Annotated in this window: 22 protein-coding genes and 1 pseudogene; 14 read left to right on the forward strand and 9 right to left on the reverse strand. The window is 72.0% G+C overall.

Annotated features, from left to right (window positions below; translation table 11 throughout):
- Positions 1–38 precede the first annotated feature (38 nt).
- Together ACQPYD_RS12520 and ACQPYD_RS12525 are read right to left on the reverse strand one after the other, a co-directional pair.
- On the reverse strand, positions 39–407 hold the full coding sequence (locus tag ACQPYD_RS12520) for a fluoride efflux transporter FluC (protein ID WP_433701145.1): 369 nt from the start codon (positions 405–407) through the stop codon (positions 39–41).
- Positions 404–832: a fluoride efflux transporter FluC gene (locus ACQPYD_RS12525; RefSeq protein WP_433701146.1), complete on the reverse strand. Its 429-nt coding sequence runs from the start codon at positions 830–832 to the stop codon at positions 404–406. Before ACQPYD_RS12525 ends, ACQPYD_RS12520 begins: the two co-directional genes overlap by 4 nt.
- A 408-nt stretch (positions 833–1,240) precedes the next feature.
- Between ACQPYD_RS12525 and ACQPYD_RS12530 the strand changes: the two genes are divergently transcribed.
- From ACQPYD_RS12530 to ACQPYD_RS12545, 4 genes are read left to right on the forward strand one after another with little or no spacing between them, the layout of a single operon-like run.
- The gene (locus ACQPYD_RS12530; protein ID WP_433701147.1) at positions 1,241–2,275 is read left to right on the forward strand and encodes an iron-siderophore ABC transporter substrate-binding protein; all 1,035 of its coding nucleotides are present in this window, start codon (positions 1,241–1,243) and stop codon (positions 2,273–2,275) included.
- 2 nt (positions 2,276–2,277) lie between these two features.
- Positions 2,278–3,315 (forward strand): FecCD family ABC transporter permease, encoded by a 1,038-nt coding sequence (locus ACQPYD_RS12535; protein ID WP_433701148.1) that lies wholly within the window; start codon positions 2,278–2,280, stop codon positions 3,313–3,315.
- Complete coding sequence (locus tag ACQPYD_RS12540) at positions 3,312–4,364, forward strand: FecCD family ABC transporter permease (RefSeq protein WP_433701149.1); 1,053 nt, start codon at positions 3,312–3,314, stop codon at positions 4,362–4,364. The genes ACQPYD_RS12535 and ACQPYD_RS12540 overlap by 4 nt, the downstream gene beginning before the upstream one ends.
- Positions 4,361–5,188 (forward strand): ABC transporter ATP-binding protein, encoded by an 828-nt coding sequence (locus ACQPYD_RS12545; RefSeq protein ID WP_433701150.1) that lies wholly within the window; start codon positions 4,361–4,363, stop codon positions 5,186–5,188. The genes ACQPYD_RS12540 and ACQPYD_RS12545 overlap by 4 nt, the downstream gene beginning before the upstream one ends.
- A gap of 145 nt (positions 5,189–5,333) precedes the next feature.
- On the opposite strand, the gene ACQPYD_RS12550 is transcribed toward ACQPYD_RS12545, so the two are convergent.
- From ACQPYD_RS12550 to ACQPYD_RS12565, 4 genes and pseudogenes are all read right to left on the reverse strand, one after another.
- Entirely contained in the window at positions 5,334–6,590 is a 1,257-nt protein-coding gene (locus ACQPYD_RS12550) for an AI-2E family transporter (protein WP_433702034.1), read from the reverse strand.
- 363 nt (positions 6,591–6,953) lie between these two features.
- Positions 6,954–7,235: a hypothetical protein gene (locus tag ACQPYD_RS12555; RefSeq protein WP_433701151.1), complete on the reverse strand. Its 282-nt coding sequence runs from the start codon at positions 7,233–7,235 to the stop codon at positions 6,954–6,956.
- A gap of 167 nt (positions 7,236–7,402) precedes the next feature.
- Positions 7,403–7,603, reverse strand: a pseudogene (locus ACQPYD_RS12560) (BldC family transcriptional regulator); the annotation flags it as partial.
- 186 nt (positions 7,604–7,789) lie between these two features.
- Positions 7,790–8,275: an ATP-binding protein gene (locus ACQPYD_RS12565; RefSeq protein WP_433701152.1), complete on the reverse strand. Its 486-nt coding sequence runs from the start codon at positions 8,273–8,275 to the stop codon at positions 7,790–7,792.
- A 225-nt stretch (positions 8,276–8,500) separates the two neighbouring features.
- On the opposite strand from ACQPYD_RS12565, the gene ACQPYD_RS12570 reads away from it, so the two are divergent.
- From ACQPYD_RS12570 to ACQPYD_RS12580, 3 genes are all read left to right on the forward strand, one after another.
- Entirely contained in the window at positions 8,501–9,262 is a 762-nt protein-coding gene (locus ACQPYD_RS12570) for a Scr1 family TA system antitoxin-like transcriptional regulator (RefSeq protein ID WP_267949616.1), read from the forward strand.
- A 2-nt stretch (positions 9,263–9,264) separates the two neighbouring features.
- A complete protein-coding gene (locus tag ACQPYD_RS12575; protein WP_433702035.1) occupies positions 9,265–9,435 on the forward strand; it encodes a DUF397 domain-containing protein in 171 nt (56 codons plus the stop codon).
- Between the two features lie 257 nt (positions 9,436–9,692).
- On the forward strand, positions 9,693–9,869 hold the full coding sequence (locus ACQPYD_RS12580; RefSeq protein WP_433701153.1) for a DUF397 domain-containing protein: 177 nt from the start codon (positions 9,693–9,695) through the stop codon (positions 9,867–9,869).
- A gap of 148 nt (positions 9,870–10,017) precedes the next feature.
- Here ACQPYD_RS12580 and ACQPYD_RS12585 read toward each other — a convergent pair whose 3' ends face one another.
- Together ACQPYD_RS12585 and ACQPYD_RS12590 are read right to left on the reverse strand one after the other, a co-directional pair.
- Entirely contained in the window at positions 10,018–10,674 is a 657-nt protein-coding gene (locus tag ACQPYD_RS12585; RefSeq protein ID WP_433701154.1) for a class I SAM-dependent DNA methyltransferase, read from the reverse strand.
- A 261-nt stretch (positions 10,675–10,935) separates the two neighbouring features.
- Positions 10,936–11,235 carry a hypothetical protein gene (locus ACQPYD_RS12590; protein WP_433701155.1) on the reverse strand — a complete coding sequence of 100 codons (300 nt, stop codon included), beginning with the start codon at positions 11,233–11,235 and terminating at the stop codon, positions 10,936–10,938.
- Positions 11,236–11,585: 350 nt separating this feature from the next.
- Here ACQPYD_RS12590 and ACQPYD_RS12595 point away from each other — a divergent pair, with 350 nt between their 5' ends.
- The 7 genes from ACQPYD_RS12595 to ACQPYD_RS12625 all read left to right on the forward strand — a co-directional run bounded on the left by ACQPYD_RS12595 (position 11,586) and on the right by ACQPYD_RS12625 (position 17,551).
- Entirely contained in the window at positions 11,586–12,806 is a 1,221-nt protein-coding gene (locus tag ACQPYD_RS12595) for a protein kinase family protein (RefSeq protein WP_433701156.1), read from the forward strand.
- An 86-nt stretch (positions 12,807–12,892) separates the two neighbouring features.
- Entirely contained in the window at positions 12,893–13,432 is a 540-nt protein-coding gene (locus ACQPYD_RS12600) for a class IV adenylate cyclase (RefSeq protein WP_433701157.1), read from the forward strand.
- 223 nt (positions 13,433–13,655) lie between these two features.
- A complete protein-coding gene (locus tag ACQPYD_RS12605) occupies positions 13,656–14,432 on the forward strand; it encodes a hypothetical protein (protein ID WP_433701158.1) in 777 nt (258 codons plus the stop codon).
- Between the two features lie 297 nt (positions 14,433–14,729).
- Positions 14,730–15,326: a TetR/AcrR family transcriptional regulator gene (locus ACQPYD_RS12610; RefSeq protein ID WP_433701159.1), complete on the forward strand. Its 597-nt coding sequence runs from the start codon at positions 14,730–14,732 to the stop codon at positions 15,324–15,326.
- Positions 15,327–15,405: 79 nt separating this feature from the next.
- The gene (locus tag ACQPYD_RS12615) at positions 15,406–16,194 is read left to right on the forward strand and encodes an NADPH-dependent F420 reductase (protein ID WP_433702036.1); all 789 of its coding nucleotides are present in this window, start codon (positions 15,406–15,408) and stop codon (positions 16,192–16,194) included.
- Positions 16,195–16,269: 75 nt separating this feature from the next.
- A complete protein-coding gene (locus tag ACQPYD_RS12620; RefSeq protein ID WP_433701160.1) occupies positions 16,270–16,968 on the forward strand; it encodes a nitroreductase in 699 nt (232 codons plus the stop codon).
- A gap of 202 nt (positions 16,969–17,170) precedes the next feature.
- Positions 17,171–17,551 (forward strand): VOC family protein, encoded by a 381-nt coding sequence (locus ACQPYD_RS12625; protein WP_433701161.1) that lies wholly within the window; start codon positions 17,171–17,173, stop codon positions 17,549–17,551.
- 387 nt (positions 17,552–17,938) lie between these two features.
- On the opposite strand, the gene ACQPYD_RS12630 is transcribed toward ACQPYD_RS12625, so the two are convergent.
- A complete protein-coding gene (locus tag ACQPYD_RS12630) occupies positions 17,939–18,148 on the reverse strand; it encodes a hypothetical protein (RefSeq protein ID WP_433701162.1) in 210 nt (69 codons plus the stop codon).
- Between the last annotated feature and the right edge of the window lie 6 nt (positions 18,149–18,154).

Here is an 18,154-nt window from a genome sequence, read left to right on the forward strand (position 1 = left end):
GAGCGCCGCCGCGGCCGGGCGGTGGCGCGGGCCGGTCCTCACACCAGCGCGGCGGCCCCGAACCCGGCCGCCGCCGCGAGTACGGGCACGACGGCCGTCAGGGCGATGTTGGCGAGCGCGTGCGGCCGGCCCCGGTGCTGCGCCAGGTGGACCGTCTCCACCATGGCGGTGCTGAAGGTGGTGTACCCGCCGCAGAAGCCCATCCCGGCCGGGCCCGCCCACACGGGCGCGGCCCCGTGGAACATCACCGCCCCGGTGAGGGCGCCCAGGAGGAGCGAGCCGCTGGTGTTGATGAACAGGGTGGCCCAGGGCAGCGTGGTGGTCCACCGGTCGCGGACGGCGCCGTCCACCAGGAAGCGGACCACCGCGCCCAGCCCCCCGCACAGGGCGATCAGGACCCCCGTCACCGCGGCGCCCTGTCGGGGCGGGAGCACATCGCGGGGGCCCGGCCGCCGCCGGCCGCCAGGATCCCGGCCAGTGCGGCGAGCAGCCCCAGGACGATGCTCGCCGCCGTGTACGCCGCGGCGGCGGCCGGTCCCGGCTGCGCCGAGAGGGAGACGGTCTCGACGGCCAGGGCGCTGTAGGTGGTGAACGATCCGAGCGCGCCGGTGCCGAGGAACAGCCGCACCCGTGCGACGGCCGGCGTCTCCGGCCCGCGCGAGGACAGGGTCTGGAGCAGCAGGCCGAGCAGGAAGGCCCCGGCGACGTTGACCGCCAGCGTGGCCAGGACCCCCGCGCCGAACGCCTCTCCGGCGACCTCCGCCAGGTAGCGCAGGCCCGTGCCGAGCACGCCCCCGGCGAAGACCAGGGGCAGCGCGTGCCGGTGACCCATCGAACCCCTTCCTCCGGACCGTGCCCGGGTCCGCCGCGCCGGTGCGTGGACGCAGGTCTGCGGGAGACCGTCCTCCGGACCGCGCCCGGGGCCGCAGCACCCGCCCCGCATGCCGTCCCCGCCGGCCGGTCCGGGAACCGGTGCACCGGCGGTCGTCCGGGAACTCCCGGCCCCGGGACATGCTTCTGCGGACCGGGACCGGAGGGAACACGGCGCCCGGGGACCTGGCGGAGACTTTACCCGCGCCCCGTGCCCGGAGCGGGGCGGCCCCGATCCGCCACCGGGGGCGGATCGGGGCCTGCGTTCCGTGGGCAGGAGGTTTATCCGCCTACCTCCGTTTTGGGAGGATTGAGGTTCTGCTAATTTAGGCGAGCCTACCCTCATTCCTCCAAGAGTGGATGTACCCTGATGCGCTCCCACCGGTTCACGGCACTGACCGCTGCCGCAGTCACCGTCCTCACCCTCGCCGCCTGCGGCGCACAGCCGGAAGAAGAGGAGGCCGCCGCCGAAGGCGGGTCCGGCGAGTACCCCATCGTCATCGAGCACGCCCTCGGCACCACCACCATCGAGGAGCAGCCCGAGCGGGTCGCCTCCGTGAACTGGGCCAACCACGAGGTCCCGCTGGCGCTCGGCGTCGTCCCCGTCGGCATGGCCGAGGCCAACTTCGGCGACGACGACGATGACGGCGTCCTCCCCTGGGTCGACGAGAAGCTCGACGAGCTCGGCGCCGAGACGCCGGTGCTCTTCGACGAGAACGACGGCATCGACTTCGAGGCCGTCGCCGACACCCAGCCCGACGTCATCCTCGCCTCCTACTCCGGGCTCACCCAGGAGGACTACGACACGCTGAGCGACATCGCCCCCGTCGTCGCCTACCCCGAGGGCCCCTGGGCCACGTCGTGGCGCGACATCATCCGGCTCAACAGCCAGGCCATCGGCCTGGCCGAGGAGGGCGACCAGCTCATCGCCGACCTGGAGCAGGAGATCGCCGACGTCGTCGCCGAGTACCCGCAGCTCGAGGGCAAGTCGGCCATGTTCATGACCCACGTCGACCCGACGGACGTCAGCGAGATCGGCTTCTACACCACCCACGACACCCGGACCCTCTTCTTCGAGGACCTGGGCCTGGAGACCCCCGGGAGCATCGCGGAACTCTCCGCCGGCACCGACCAGTTCTCCCTCTCCCAGAGCACCGAGCAGATCGACGCCTTCGACGACGTCGACATCATCACCGGCTACGGCGACGACACCGGCGAGCTGCTGGAGCTCCTCCAGAGCGACCCGCTGCTCTCCAAGATGCCCGCCGTGGAGCGCGACTCGGTCTACCTCCTGCCCGGCAGCTCCCCCCTGGCCACCGCCGCGAACCCGACCCCGCTGTCGATCTCGTGGGTGCTCGAGGACTACGTCGCCGCGCTCGCCGAGGCCGCCGACAAGGTCCAGTGACGATGACCGTCACCCGTCCCGCACCGGACGCCGGCGCCGAGCGGCGCCCGGTGCGGGCGCGTTCGCTCTGGCTGCTCCTCGCCCTCGCCGTGCTCGCGGCGGCCATGCTGGCCTCCGTCGCCTGGGGCTCCCGCATCGTCGGCCTCGCCGACGTCGTCGCCGCCCTGGGCGGCGCCGACGAGACCATCGAGCAGGCCGCCGTCACCAAGCGGGTGCCCCGCACCCTCCTCGCGGTGCTCGTCGGCGCCGCCCTCGGCCTGTCCGGGGCGGTCATGCAGGGCGTGACCCGCAACCCCCTCGCCGACCCGGGCATCCTCGGCGTGAACATGGGCGCCTCCCTCGCCGTGGTCTGCGGCATGGTCTTCTTCGGCCTGACGTCCCCGAGCGGCTACATCTGGGCGGCGATCGGCGGGGCCGCCGCCGCGGCCGTCTTCGTGTACACCGTGGGCTCGCTCGGCCGGGGCGGGGCCACGCCCCTGAAGCTCGCGCTCGCGGGCGCCGCCACCTCGGCGGCGTTCTCCTCGCTCGTCACCGCCGTGGTGATGCCGCGCAACGACGTGGCCGGGAGCTTCCGGATGTGGCAGATCGGCGGTGTCGGCGGCGCGTCCTTCGACGGCGTCCTCCGCGTCCTGCCCTTCCTCGCCGTGGGGCTCGTCCTCAGCCTGATGTCGGCGCGCGCCCTGAACTCCCTCGCCCTGGGCGACGACCTGGCGGCCGGGCTCGGCGAGCGCGTCGCCGTCGTGCGCGCGACCGCCGCGCTCGGCGCCGTGCTGCTGTGCGGCGCGGCCACCGCGGCGGCCGGCCCCATCATGTTCGTCGGCCTCGTCGTCCCGCACATGTGCCGCCTGCTGATCGGTGTGGACCACCGGTGGCTGCTGCCGTTCTCCGCCCTGCTCGGCGCGGCCCTGCTCACCGCCGCCGACGTCGTCGGCCGCGTCGTGGCCCGCCCGGTCGAGGTCGAGGTAGGCATCGTGACGGCGCTGATCGGCGCACCGGTCTTCATCTACATCGTCCGTCGGCAGAAAGTGCGTGCCCTGTGAGCGCGGAAACCGCCACCCGACCCCTCGGCGTCGAGGCCGTCACCCGCGGCCGGATCCGGCGCACGGCCAGGCGCGGCGCCGTCGTCGCGGTGCTCGCGGTCCTCATCGTCGCCGTGTTCGCCACCAGCCTCATGGTGGGCCGGACGTTCTACCCGCCCGCCGACGTCGTCGCCGTGATCCTGGGCGAGCAGGTGCCCGGCGCGTCCTTCACCGTCGGCACGCTGCGCCTGCCCCGGGCGGTGCTGGCGGTCGCGGCCGGGCTGTGCTTCGGCATCGGCGGCGTCACGTTCCAGACGATGCTGCGCAACCCCCTGGCGAGCCCCGACATCATCGGGATCAGCTCCGGGGCGAGTGCGGCGGCGGCCTTCGCCATCGTGGTGCTCTCCCTGGGCCGGACCGGGGTGTCCGTCGTCGCGATCACCGCCGGGCTCGCCGTCGCCCTGCTCGTCTACGCCCTCGCGTTCCGCGGCGGGGTCGCCGGAACCCGCCTGATCCTCATCGGCATCGGCATCGCCGCGATGCTCGACAGCCTCACCAGCTACGTCCTCTCCCAGGCGGCCGAGTGGGACCTCCAGGAGGCCATGCGCTGGCTGACCGGCAGCCTCAACGGCTCCACCTGGACCGAGACGGTGCCGGTCCTGCTGGCCCTGGCGGTCCTGGCGCCCCTCCTGCTGAGCCAGTCCCGCAACCTCTCGGCGATGCAGCTGGGGGACGACACCGCCTCCGCGCTCGGGGTGCGCGTCGAACGCACCCGCGTCATCGTCATCGTCGCCGCCGTCGGCCTCATCGCCTTCGCGACCGCCGCGGCCGGGCCGATCGCGTTCGTCGCGTTCCTGTCCGGGCCCATTGCCGCCCGCATCGTGGGGCCCGGCGGCTCGCTCCTGGTGCCGTCGGCCCTCGTGGGCGCGCTCCTGGTCCTGGTCGCCGACCTCGCCGGCCAGTACGCCTTCGGGACGCGCTTCCCGGTCGGCGTCGTCACCGGCGTGCTCGGCGCGCCCTACCTCGTCTACCTGATCGTCCGCACCAACCGCGCCGGAGGCTCCCTGTGACCGCGAAACACTCCCTGGAGGTCCAGGACCTCGCGCTCGGCTACGGGGACCGGATGGTCATCGAATCCCTCGACCTCGCCGTGCGGCCGGGCGGCATCACGGTGATCGTCGGGGCGAACGCCTGCGGGAAGTCCACGCTCCTGCGGTCGATGTCGCGCCTCCTCGCCCCCAGGAAGGGGCGGGTGGTCCTCGACGGCAAGGAGGTGCACCGCACGCCCGCCAAGGAGCTGGCGCGCACCATGGGCCTGCTGCCCCAGTCGCCGATCGCCCCCGAGGGGATCACCGTCGCGGACCTCGTGGGCCGCGGACGCCACCCCCACCAGGGGATGTTCACCCGCTGGAGCCGGGAGGACGATGCCGCGGTGGCGGCGGCGCTGGAGGCGACGCACACCTCCGACCTCGCCGAGAGGTCGGTCGACGAGCTCTCCGGCGGCCAGCGCCAGCGGGTGTGGATCGCCATGGCGCTCGCCCAGCAGACCGACCTGCTGCTGCTGGACGAACCCACGACGTTCCTCGACGTGAGCCACCAGGTCGAGGTGCTCGACCTGCTCACCGACCTCAACCGGGAACGCGGCACGACCATCGTCATGGTCCTGCACGACCTCAACCTCGCCGCCCGCTACGCCGACCAGCTGATCGCGCTCGCGGACGGGCGGCTGCACGCCATGGGCGAGCCCGCGCAGGTGCTCACCGAGGACAGCGTGCGCGCGGTGTTCGGCCTGGAGAGCCGGGTCATCCCCGACCCGACCACGGGGAGGCCCCTCATGCTCCCCCTCGGACGCCACCACGTGCTGGAGCCCTCGGGCCTGGCCGCGGAGAACTGACGGGCCCGGCGGGGCGGGGTGTCCCGTCCCGCCGGACAGCCGGTTCCGCCGGACATCCCGGCCCGGGGACCCCCGCGCGGGGAGCGGTGCCGGACCGGCTCCCCGCCGGGGAGGCCGCCGCCCGGTTCCGTACGCGCCCCGCTCGTCAGTCCCGGGGAGGCGGGGTGGGCCCGCTGCGCCCGCCGGTCCCCGTGGCGGTTCCGCCGTCGCCCGGACCGGTGTCGCCGCCGCCGTCCTCGCGGGGGCCGGCGCCGTCGCCGCCGTCGTTCCCGGGGCCGCTGTCGTCCCCGGGGGACGCGCCGCCGTTCCCGGCCTCGCCGGTGTCCGCCGCGGGTCCCTCCCCGGCCCTGGCCGCCGAGAGCAGGTGGTGCTCCTCCACCTCGTACCGGCGGATGTAGGTGCTCAGGAAGGCCTGGAGGCTCGCGCCCATCGGCAGAGCGAGCAGTGCGCCGGGCGCGTCCAGGATGGCCACGCCCGCCAGGACCGAGCCGAAGGCCACCGCCGGGTGCATGTCCAGGGTCTTGGCGGTGATGCGCGGCTGGAGCAGGTAGTTCTCGAACTGCTGGTAGACGATCACGAACACGAGCACCCACACCGCCGGCCAGACCCCGACCAGCAGCGCCACGAGCACCGGGACGGCCCCGCCGATGTAGGTGCCGACCGTGGGGATGAACTGCGACAGCACGCCCACCCACAGCGCCAGCGCGAACGCGAAGGGGATCTCCAGCACGACCAGCACGGCGTAGTGCGCGCCGGAGCAGATCAGGGCCAGGAGCGCCCGCGAGTACAGGTAGCCGCCGGTCTTCTCGATGGCGATCTCCCAGGCGCGCAGCGTCTCGCGCTGCGTGCGGGGAGGCAGGACCGAGCAGATCACGCGGCGGAAGCGCGGCCCGTCGGCGCACAGGTAGAAGGTGAAGAGCGCGATCGCCAGGCCGTTGAAGAGCAGGACCATGACGGTCGTCCCGGCCCCCCAGACGTTGTCGGCGATCGCGGAGGCGTACTGCTCGACGACCCCGCTGGCGCTGGAGATCTCGTTGAGCAGGGTCGTGGGCGAGTAGGTGGTGTCGAACGTGGTGTTGACCCAGTGCAGCGCGGCGCGGATCATCGCCGGCACCTCGGAGGCGAAGGCCAGGACCTGACCGACGAGCATGGAACCGAGCAGGCTGAAGAACGCCACGACCAGCGCCATGACCAGGAGCATCACGGCCCCGGTGGCGGGGCCGCGCGGCCAGCGGTGCCGGTGGAGCCAGTTGACGGCGGGTTCCAGCGCGAGCGCCAGGAACAGCGAGATCAGCAGCAGCACGATGAGGTTCTGCAACCGCAGGAACAGCCACAGGGCGATGCCGAACGCCGTGACGATCCACATGGCCAGCATCATGGCCCGGGGGAGCCAGGGCGGCATGCCGCCACCGCGGTCGGGGCGCGGGGCCCTGGGAGGCATGGTGCTCGTGTGCAAGCCGGTCTTCCTTCTGTGTGCCGCGCACGACGAAGCGCGCGGCGGTGCGGGGGTGTCCCCCCGGACGATAGCGGTCCCCGCAGGGTGTTTCGCCCCTTCGGCACGGCCCGTGTGAACCCGGCCGGCCTCGTCACCGGTCCTCCTCCCGTCGGGGGAGCTCTCGTCGCGGGAGAGGAGGACCGGTGACGCGCGGGGCCCTCGGCGGCGCGGGGACGGGGGCGTCCTCCGCGCCTTCCGGGTACGGGGGCAGTCGGTCCACGCATCCGGACGCCCCGCGGGCGGACCGGCCACGCGGGCGCTGCGCGCGCTTCACCCGTCCGGGGGCGTCGCGGTGCGGTGGTGGTGCCAGTGGCGGATCGCGGCGCCCAGGCAGGCGGTGTCGGCGGCGTCCACCCGTGCGCGGGCGGCGTCCAGGCGGGCCTGGGCCGCGGCGACCTGTTGCTGGGCGGCGATCTGGGCCAGGCGCGCCAGTCCCGCGGCGGCGTCGGCCGCCGCCCGTTCCCGCTCGTGCATCGCCGTGTGGGCGCGGTGTTCGGCGTGCGCGGTGTAGGGGCGCAGGAGCGGGGTCCCGTCGCTGGAGGGCGCGTTCACCCTGGTTCCCTTCCTTCTCAGGGCTTGTTCGTCCGGGTGCGCAGGGTGGTGATGAGGTCGTTGATGCGGGCGGCGGCGGTGGGGTCGCCGTGGGCGGTGGCCAGGTCGCGGACCTCTTCCAGGGCGAGCAGGACGGCTCCGCCGCCGGGGCCGGGGCCGGGGGTGGTGAGCAGGGTGTTGATCTGGGTCTGGGGGTAGCGGCGGTGCCCGCCCAGGGTTTTGACCGAGGCCAGGCGGCCGTCTTTTTCCCAGCGGGCGACGGTTTTGGGGTCGACGCGGAAGAGACGGGCGACTTCCGCGGGGGTGAGCAGGGTGTCGGCGTTCTCGACCAGGTCGGGCAGGGGTCCGGTGGGCACGGTGTTCTCCATCGGTGTCGTTCGTATCGAGGGCCGGGGCCGGTCCGGGGAAGTACGACCGGCCCCGGGTCTGAGGGGCGGGGCCGCCGGCCCCCCTTTTGGCGGCGGCCCCGCGGCCCGGTGGTGTTCCACCGGGCGGGAAACCCCCGGGTGTACGGCCCGGGGGCGTGTGGTGCGAGGGGGACGGTGTCCCGCAGGTCAGGGGTTCTCGATGACCGCGCGTACGGTCAGGGGGCCCAGGGCGGTGCCCTTCCACTCCCATTCCCAGTCCCAGTACACGGCGAGGTGGTCCACGAGGTGGAGGCCGGGAAGCGGGGAGCGGTGGGCGTCGCCCAGGCGCGGGCAGGGGACGGCGGTGCCGCCCAGGGGGCCGCCGTCGGTCACGGCGACGGTGACCAGGAACGGGTTGACGTCGATGACCACCCGCACGGTCCCGCCGGGGTCCCCCGAGCGGGTGTGCCGGTGCGCGTTCGACACCAGGGCTCGCGCGACCTGGAGGACGTTGCGCCTGGGACGCCGGGGGACCACGGTGTGCACCCAGTTGGACAGGGCGGTGTAGTCGCGCTCGTGGCCCAGGAGGATGCCGTGCCGGTGGGGCTCGGTGAACCCGATTCGGTGCGGGTAGGGCACAGCGGGCCCGGACGCGGGATCTGGTTTCGGTGCCGGGGTGGCGGTAGGCTGCATTCGTCTCACCTCGTGTCTTTGCGGACAGGTGGGGCATTTGCCTCGGCGGCCGCTCTCTACTTCGGCCGCCGAGGCTCTTTTGTGCCCGGCTTAGCCGCCCCACCGCATGCCTGCGATGGCTTGGCCTTGGTCCAGAATGCGGCCAGAATTAGCTGTCTCATAGCTTCCGGAATGATCTCGGGATTCCGTGATCCTGAATGGGTCACTCTTGGTAATCTGGCACGCATGATCCTTACTCCCTTTCAGGAAGCTCTCATCAAGTTTCGAGAGCTAGCAGGGCTCACTCAGCGACAACTAGCTGATCGGAGTCAGACATCGCATTCGAGCGTGAACCGCTGGGAGCGCGGGACAGGGACACCAAAAAGGGACAATGTTGCACTTTTGGATAGCGCTCTTGGGGCCCAGGGTGTCCTTCTAGCTGCGTGGCGGAGGACCACGGAAGGTACCGGACTACCTGACTGGGCGAGGGATCTGGAATCCATCGAGCGCACGGCGAGGCACCTGACTGCGATCACTCCCGCGATGGTGCCGGGCTTGCTCCAATGTCCTGCGGTCGCCCGCGCTGTGTTCCGAGCCGGACTCCCTGGGGCGTCACCGGGAGATCTTGCGCGTTTGGTCGCGCTGCGGACGGAGCGACTGAAAGAGCTGCCTGATATGGATGTGACGGCTGTGTTCCCGGCAGCGGCAGTAGCCGGGCTTCCCGCCGACCTTCGCCAGGCGCAGGCCGTGTATCTCCTAGAGTGGGCCGCGACGGGGCGGGTGAGCCTGCATCTCGTACCGCAGGGGGCGACGCTCCTCGTGCCTGCAAGCCCGCTCATGCTGTTTCGGCTGGGGACGGGGGATCTAGCGGTCGTCAGTGACCACGCCGACGGTAACGTGATCCACGAGGACACCTCGCACGACAGACTTTCCGGTGAGGTTACGGCCGCTCTTGCTGCTTCCCTGCCAGTTGGCCTCTCGCTGGACGAACTTAGGAAGATGACTTGAGCATCACCATCGAATGGCATAAGTCCAGCTACAGCGCCAACGGTGCGAACTGTGTGGAGGTCGCGGAGGGGCCGGTGACCGGCGTCCGTGACACTCAGAACCGAGAGTTGGGCCACCTTGCGGTGCCTGCTCCGGAGTGGGCCGCTCTGGTGAGCGCGGTTCGCGACCAGTAGGCACTGAAAAAAGAACCGGTCCCGCCCAGGCGTAATGGGCGGGACCGGTTCTGTTCAGCGGGTTCAGGCTACCCGGGGGCAGGGTGGTTCACCAGGACCAAAGACCTCACACGGCGCAGTGGCCGAACCAGGCCATCCGAACTGCGTCGATTCGCGATCCTTGGTCCCGTCATGGGGGTAGGGACAGGGTTATCGCTGAAGCAAGCTGAGAGTGGTGGCACGCGATGGTCGAACGTTCTACGAAGCAGCATCGCCTGATGACTGAGGACTGGAACAAGTCCACCTACAGCAACGCCGAAGGGGGGCACTGCGTGGAGGCCCGCAGTGACCAGGCCACGGTCCTGGTCCGCGACACCCGGAATCGACCGCTCGGCCACCTCTCGGCCCCGGCCCCCGAGTGGACCGCCCTACTGGCAGCGGTGCGCGGCCAGTAGCCACCGAGAACAGAACCGGTCCCGCTCGAGCATCATGGGCGGGACCGGTTCTGTTCGGCGAGTCCAGTCCGCTTCACCGCAGGTCGCGGTCGCCGGTCTCGCCTTCAGCCACTCCTCTTCCGCTCTGTGCCTGGTCAACCACCGGTGTTCACCGGACGGCGGAGGCGATCAGCGTTCCCACGTGATCGGGTTCCGGTGCGGGCTCCTCCCACACACGCACCTGGCGGAACCCGTGCCCGGCAAGGATCTCCTCCCACGCCTCGGGCTCGTACGCCCACCGGTACACCCACACCCGGCGTCCGTTGAACCCCGCCCCGTACATGCCCTGCACCCCGTACGAACCGGGAACCGCCGGCGCACAGGAGAACACGAACCGTCCCCCGGGCTCCAAGCGGTCATGGACCAGCGGGAACAGGGTTCCGGGTTCGGTGAACCAGGCCGCGCCCCAGACCGAGTAGATCGCCTCCCACCGCTGGTCCGCGCCCGCCAGGAACTCGACCGCGTCCGCGTGGTGGAACTCCGCCCCCAGATGCCCCCACTGCCCGCGGGCCCGGTCCACCGCCGCCGGGGACAGGTCCACCCCGGTCGCCTTCACCCCCTGTGAGGCCAGCGCCGCGACCGCCGCTCCCCGGCCGAACCCCAGCTCCAACGCGGAGACGGCCTCCCCCAACAGCTCGAACCCGGGACCGTGCCCGGGGTACTGGGTCCACCCCGCCGACGCCAACACCTCGCCGGGGTCCTGCGGGGCGACGCCCCGGGCGTACCTGTCCCAGTAGCTCGGGACGTCCGTGGTGGCATCGGGCATGGCGGCGGTCCTCGCGGCTCGGGTGGCAGAACCCGCACTACGGTAGCCACGCCACAGCTGGGACGGCAGGGGAACAACGAAAGAAGCCGACGCCCTCGTGGGCGTCGGCTCCCGGCCTCGAGGTCAGTGGCAGTTCGAGCCGGGGGCGCACGGACCGCACGCGGCCGGTCGCCGACCTCGCGCAGGGGGTCGTCACTCCGGGACAGCTCGGGCCCCGGAGCAGAGGGTCGGCCCCCGCGACGGTGCGCCACGGGGTTCGTCTCACGCCATGGTGTCGTGACCGTGCGCGGCGTCGATCCAGGCGGTCTTCTCGCATCCGGTGCCGACGATGCTGGCGTTGACGAGTTTCACGTTCCGGCACTCGAACACGTCGGTGTTGGCCAGGGACATGATGGAGCCGGCCCCCTCCCCGTTGCCGATGCAGCCCGTCGCCCGGACGTCGCCGCCCCGGGGGTGGATGTGCGTGCAGTTGTACTCGGCACGACCTTGGGCGTGCGCCGGGACGACGAGGGCGGCGAGCAGGGCGGCGGCCAGTGCCGCAGCGGTGTACATGCGCTTCATGGTGACTCTCCGAGCCCGTTGGTGACCTTGCGTGGTCAGCATGCCAGTGAAAAGCGCGCCGCACCTGCGGTTCCGCGATCCGGACCCGGGCCGGGGAACCACACCCCGTCTCCGCCCTCCTGCCGTGCGCCCAGGGACGGCCTGCCACCGCACCGCGCCCCCGGACCCGGCGTCGATCGTCACGTACAGTGCGGCCGGGAGGGCACTCCGGCCCGTCATCACCCTCGGTCCCGGACGTCCCCGATCCGCCCCGGAGGCCGGACCGAAGAGCTGCGTGCGGAGAGCGGGGCGGTCCGGCCCAGGCGTGCAGCCGTCACATGATGGGGGACCGGCGTCCAGGCGGAGGAACAATGAAAGACCCCGACATGTCGCACGGTGCGCGTCTCACCGCCCACGGCGCAGTCTCCACGTCTCTGGCCCTGTACAGCGATCGCGCCCTGCGCGAGCTCGTGGACACGGCCGTGCCGATCGGATCCGGCATCGGCGGGAAATCGGCCCTGCTGGAGATCGCCGGGACCCCGGTCTTCGTGAAGCGGGTACCGCTCACCGACCTGGAGAGGCGGCCCGAGCACGTCCGGTCCACGGCGAACCTGTTCGAGCTGCCCGTCTTCTGCCAGTACGGCATCGGCGCCATCGGCGGGCCCGGCTTCGGGGCCTGGAGGGAGCTCGCCGTGCACACCATGACGACGAACTGGGTGCTCGCGGCGGAGCACGAGGGCTTCCCCCTGATGTACCACTGGCGGGTGCTGCCGGATGCGACGCCCCTGCCCGCAGAACTCGCCGACATCGAGCGGGCTGTCGCCTACTGGGGCGGCGGAACGCAGGTGCGCCACCGGATCGAGGCGCTCCAGCGGTCCTCCGCGAGCATCGCGCTGTTCCTGGAGTACATCCCGCAGAACCTGCACCAGTGGCTGGGCACGCAGGTCGAAGCGGGTGACGAGGCCGTGGACCGGGCCTGCGCCATGGTGGATCGGGAACTGGAAGCCACCACCTCGTTCATGAACGCGCGGGGGCTCCTGCACTTCGACGCGCACTTCGAGAACATCCTCACCGACGGCAGGCGCCTCTACTTCGCGGACTACGGCCTCGCGACCTCCTCCCGGTTCGAGCTGTCGCGGGAGGAGGCCGACTCCTTCGACCGGCATCAGCCCTACGACCGCTGTTACACCGCCACGTATCTGGTGAACTGGCTGGTCACCGCCTTGTACGGATTCCACGGGGAGGACCGGGACGGCCGCCAGGAGCTGGTGCGCTCCTACGCGGAGGGCGGGCGCCCCACCGGGATCCCCGAGGGGGCCGCAGCGGTCATCGCCCGGCATGCGCCCGTGGCCGCCGTGATATCCGACTTCAACCGCGAGTTCCGGAGCCGGAGCAGGCGGACCCCGTATCCGCTGGAGGAGATCCGCCGGATCGGCCGCGTGCACGCCCGTCCGCCGACTGACGAACCCGCGGGACGGATGCCTTCCGGCGCGGGGACCCGCTCGCCTCGGGGAGGCGGTCGTTCGGTGCGTCCAGATACTCCGCCCACGCCTCTGCCGCCGCAGACAGGTCCCCCTGCTTCCCGGCCGTGATCGGTGTGTGAAACCGACTCGCCGCGCAGGTGGCACCTGTACCCTCCTGAGAGCAGTGACGACGGTGTGTTACCGGGGGCTTACTGATGCGCGAGATCGAAACGAAGTATCGGGTGCAGGATCTTGAAGCTCTTCTCCTGGCGCTCAAGAGCGCGGGAGTCGATCTGGGAGACCCCATGCTCCAGGACGACCAGGCCTACGCCCCTGCCGGGTGGAAACCCGCACTGGGCAAGGTCGGCCACACTTTCGCCCGACTGCGGACCCTGAGCGGCGGAGTGCACGTCTTCACGACGAAGACCCCGCTGGCCAACTCCATGGAGTGCGCCGAGTACGAGACGGTCGTCGCCGATCGCAAGCAGATGCACGGCGCCCTGCTGGTTCTGGGCTACGAGCCCACGGTGCGCATCGTGAAGCACCGGCGCTCCGGCGCCGCCGGGCCGGTGGGGGTGTGCGTCGATGTCGTCGAGGGCGTCGGCGCGTTCGTCGAGTTGGAACTGCTGGTCGACGACGACCGAGACGGCTTGGCCGTGCAGGCCGAACTCGACGCCTGGGCACGTGGACTCGATGTGGCCTTGGAACGCACCACCGACACCTACGACACCCTCGTGCGCGCCGTGGCGTCCTGAGGGCCAGTGGTGCGGCACGAACCGGTGATCCCACCGGCGCCGGTGAGGGCGCCCGCGATCCCGCCCACCGGTCCCTGGTGTTCCACGCATCCCGATGTGGCCGGAGCAGGCCAGCCGCGTACCCCGGATCCGGTCGTCGGGCGTGGCTAAAGTACCCACCATGCACGAAACCGGCCCCCCGCCTCCCCAGGGTCCCCGCCCTCCCCGACAGCCCGGTCACCAAGTGCCTCCCCCCGGCAGCCAGCCCTCCCCCGGCAGCCAGCCCTCCCCCGGCCCCCAGCCCCCCTCCGGCCAGCGGCCTCCTCCCGGCCAGCGGCCTCCTCCCGGACAGCCGCACGGCCGTCCCGGCCCCGGGCAGCCGCCCGCACAGCAGGCCCCGCCCAAGAAGGGCTCCGTCGGCAGGACCCTCGCCTGGGTCGGCTGCGGCTGCGCCACCGTCCTCCTCCTCGTCATGGCGGCCGCCGGCTTCGGCGGCGCGTACTACTTCGGCTGGTTCGGCCCGGAGGACGTCCACGCCTCTCCGCCGGGTCCGTGCGATCTCCTGGACACCGACGCCGCGAGCGAGATCGCCGGAAACGGCGAGGGCCTGGAGGTCTATGAGGCCGACCACTCCTACGCGTACGGCGCCGAGGGCCTGGAGTGCGTCGTCGCCCCCGCCTACGGGGCCGCGTCCGGACACGAGGTGGACCTGCGCACCACCGTCTTCACCAGCCAGGTGGACGGGATCCGCAAGGAGAACGGCATCGAGGCCGCCACGAGCTACTTCTACGGCAGCCGTCCGGAGTCGGACGGCTCCGAGTCCGCGACCTGCCCGGACGGCAGGCTCCCGCTCAGCGGCACGCGGAACGGCGCAGGGCACGCCCTGTACCGCATGGACAACCTCGTCGTCGAGGTCGAGGTACTGCCCGCGGGCGCCGAGGCCGAGGAGACGCTCGACGAGGCGGGCCGTACCCAGGCGGCCGTGGACCTGCTCTGCGACGCCGTCTCCGGCATGGAGTGACCGCGCTCCACAGCTGCCGCACACACGGACACTCCGGCCCGCCTCCGCACACGCGGAGGCGGGCCGGAGGCCTGTTCGCCGCCTCCGGCACGGGCCGGGCCCGTGCCGCCACAGCCCTGGTCGACACGGCCCCCACGGGTGGCATGCGCCTGCGCGCGTCGACCGTTCAGGACGTCCGGACGGTGGCGGACCGGGGGCGGCGACTTGACCGGAGGCAGCCTCCGTTTTAAGCTCGTTCCTGTGCGGAGGCAGCCTCCGTTTTTTCGAGGAGTCGGAAACACCGATGTCAGGGGGCGTATGAGCGCCAAGGGACAGCAGGGGCGCAAGCCCCGGGCGGACGTCCAGCGCAACCGCGCCGCCCTCCTCGAAGCGGCGCAGCGCCACTTCCTCAGAGCCGGGGTCGGCGCCTCCCTGGAGGCGGTGGCCAAGGAGGCGGGCGTCGGACCGGCCACGCTGTACCGGCACTTCCCCACCCGGGAAGCGCTGCTGGCGGCCGTGCTGCAGACGCGGTCCGAGGAACTCGTGGCCCGCCAGGAGGACATCGCCCTGCTCGGCGACGCCTCCGAGGCGCTGCGGCAGTGGCTGCGGGCCCTGGAGGAGTACTTCAGCGCCTTCAGCGGGCTGCCGGAACCGCTCATGGCCGCGGTCCGGGAGCGGGAACCGGACAACCCGCTCACCCTCCCCTGCGACGAACTCATCGCCACCACCGACGAGTACGTGCGGGCCGCCCAGCTCGCGGGGCACGCACGCCCCTCGGTGAAGGGGTACGACCTCTACCTCGCGGCCGTCTCCGTCGCCTGGATCAAGGGCACCGGCACCACCGACGAGGAGTCGCTCGACAGGCTGCGCGGACTCATCGAGAGCGGGTACCGGGAACAGGACGGCGAGGAGTAGGCCGCCGGCCCCCTCCCAGCCGGCTCCCTGCGCCGTCGGCCGTCCCGGCAGCCGTGCGCTCCCACCTGACCGGCCACCCATCACACCGCGCCGCACCCACCTCGGGACGGCGCGCCTTCGAGAGGGACACACCATGAGAATCGGCATCATCGGCGCGGGGGAGATCGGACGGACGCTGACGCGCGCGTTCAGCGCGGGCGGACACGACGTCCAGGTCGCCAACTCCCGGGGCCCCGAGACGATCGACGCCTCCGCGCTGGAGCACGGGGCCGAGGCGGTGACTGCGGCCGAGGCCGTCCAGGGCAAGGACGTGGTCATCCTGTCCGTCCCCTTCACGCGGATCCCGTCGCTGGCGGGCCTCCTGGCCACCGTGCCCGACGAGACCGTGGTCATCGACACCTCCAACTACTTCCCCCACCTCGGCGGACCCGTCGAGGCGGTGGAGAAGGGCCAGGTGGAGAGCCTGTGGGTCGCCGAGCAGCTGGGACGGCCCGTCGTCAAGGCGTGGAACGCCGTCCTGGCCGGCACCCTGCAGACCAAGGGCGTACCGGCGGGGACCCCGGGCCGCATCGCGCTTCCCGTGGCGGCCGACTCCCCGGAGGCGCGACGCGTGGCCATGCGCCTGGTGGACGAGAGCGGCTTCGACCCCTATGACGCCGGGACGCTCGCCGATTCCTGGCGCCAGCAGCCGATGACGCCCGCCTACTGCACCGAGCTGGGCCTCGAGGACCTGGGGCCGGCCCTGGAGGCGGCCGACCGGGACCAGGCCCCGCGCAACCGCGTCCGCATGATGGAGCGCTTCGCCGCGCTCACCTCCGTGCCCACGCTGGACGAGACGGTCGAGCTCAACCGCTCGCTCCACCGCTGACACACGACCCGCCCTGCGACGACCCCGTGGGCACAGCCGTGCCCACGGGGACGAGCACCGCCAAGAGGAGACGCCGTGCCCACCACCGCCTCACCCTTCACCGACATCGCGCTCGCCCGGCGCTCGCCCCGCCAGTTCCTGCCCGCCCCCGTGTCCCCGTCGGACATCCGCGGCGTGCTGGAGGACGCCCAGACGGCCCCCTCCAACAGCAACACCCAGCAGTGGACGGTGCACGTCGTCTCGGGCGCGGCCCGGGACGCCCTCAGCAAGGAACTGCTCCGGGCCGAGGAGGAGGGGCGGACCTCCCCCGATTTCACCGCCGACTACGGGGACGGCGTCTACCAGGAGCGGGCGCAGGCCCAGGCCGCGGGCCACTACCGGGCCCGGGGCATCGAACGCGCGGACCGGGAGGGCAGGAGACTCGCGGTCCGGGAGAACCTGGAGTTCTACGGCGCCCCGCACGCCGCCTTCCTCTTCATGCCGGTCATCGGCGACGGGGTGCGCACGGCCGGGGACATCGGCATGTACGCGCAGAACTTCCTGCTCTCGCTGGCGTCCCGCGGGCTCGGGGGCATCCCGCAGACCATCCTCGGGTTCTACGCCGACACCGTCCGCGAGTTCCTGGGCGTCCCCGAGGACCTCAAACTGCTCTTCGGCATCTCCTTCGGCACGGCCGACCGCACCGCGCCGGTGAACGAATTCCGCCGGGGGCGGCTCCCGCTCCGGCAGAGCGTCGTCCTGCACGACACACCCGGGGTCCTCGACGGGGAGTAGCGCCCCGGGGGCGGGACCACCGCGCGGGAGCCGGCGGCAGTTCTGAAAGGCGCAGGTGGCACCGGGTCCCGAGCGGCTCCGAAAACATCTGGTCCCCGCTCGTCCCGTTCGGTACAGTCGCCGGGTCGTCTCGCCGAGGGGCGCCCACGGAGTTCGCGTGCGGCCTCCCCGGCGGTTCCCGGACTGAGAGTGGGTTGCGTTCATGGCATGTCGTATCAGTGAGCTCGTGCTCGGTTGCCGCGATCCCGAGCTGCTGGCGCGGTTCTGGTGCGAGGTCCTGGACTTCGTGGTGCTCGACCGCGAGGACGACGGCACGTTGGAGATCGGTCCGCGCGAGGGGTTCGGCGGTCCGCAGCCGACGATCATCCTCAGCCGCAGGGACGAGCCGGAGAAGGGGAAGCCCCGGCTGCACATCGACGTCAACGCCACCGACCGCGACCAGGACGCCGAGCTCGAACGGCTCCTCGCGCTCGGCGCCCGCCCGGCCGACATCGGCCAGACGGGGGAGGAGCAGTGGCACGTCCTGGCCGACCCCGAGGGCAACGAGTTCTGCCTGCTCAAGGCACGCCTCAACCCGCTCTGACACCCACCCGCCCCCTCCCGATGATCTTGTACTTATGGCGAGGTTGGGCACCTTGTTGTCGAATGTGTGGTGCAGGAATGAAATGCGGTAGAAAGAAACCGCATAGGGGTCGACCGGTGGGTGATATGTCTGTTTCTCAACAACTTGCAAATTCGAGCAGGTTCAGAGGATAAAGGCGCAGGTCAACGAGACTGCTCCCCGCGCACGCGGGGATGGACCCTCTTATGTCCAGGGACTGGCTCAGGCCGTCCACTGCTCCCCGCGCACACGGGGATGGACCCCATAGGCGTCGCATGGGTCCCTCGCAACCCAGCTGCTCCCCGCGCACGCGGGGATGGACCCAGCTGCCAGGGATGTCCTTCACCGGCCCCCGGCCCTGCCGCGCGCTCAGGAAGTGGTGTGCCGGCTCGGCCAGCCCCTGGGCATGGGCGAACACTCCGGCGTGTCGGCGACGCCGCCGAGGACGGCCGCGTTCTCGTCGTGGACCACCCCGTGCAGCGGACAGCCGCCCATGAGGAGCGGCCCGTAGCGGAGACCGCTCGGTCCGAGGCCGCCACCGAGGTCGTCGACCAGGGCGCGGAGGGGCTCTCCGTGCACTCCGGC

Origin of the sequence: Nocardiopsis sp. CA-288880 (genome assembly GCF_050955985.1) — a bacterium.
GTDB lineage: Bacteria > Actinomycetota > Actinomycetes > Streptosporangiales > Streptosporangiaceae > Nocardiopsis > Nocardiopsis tropica.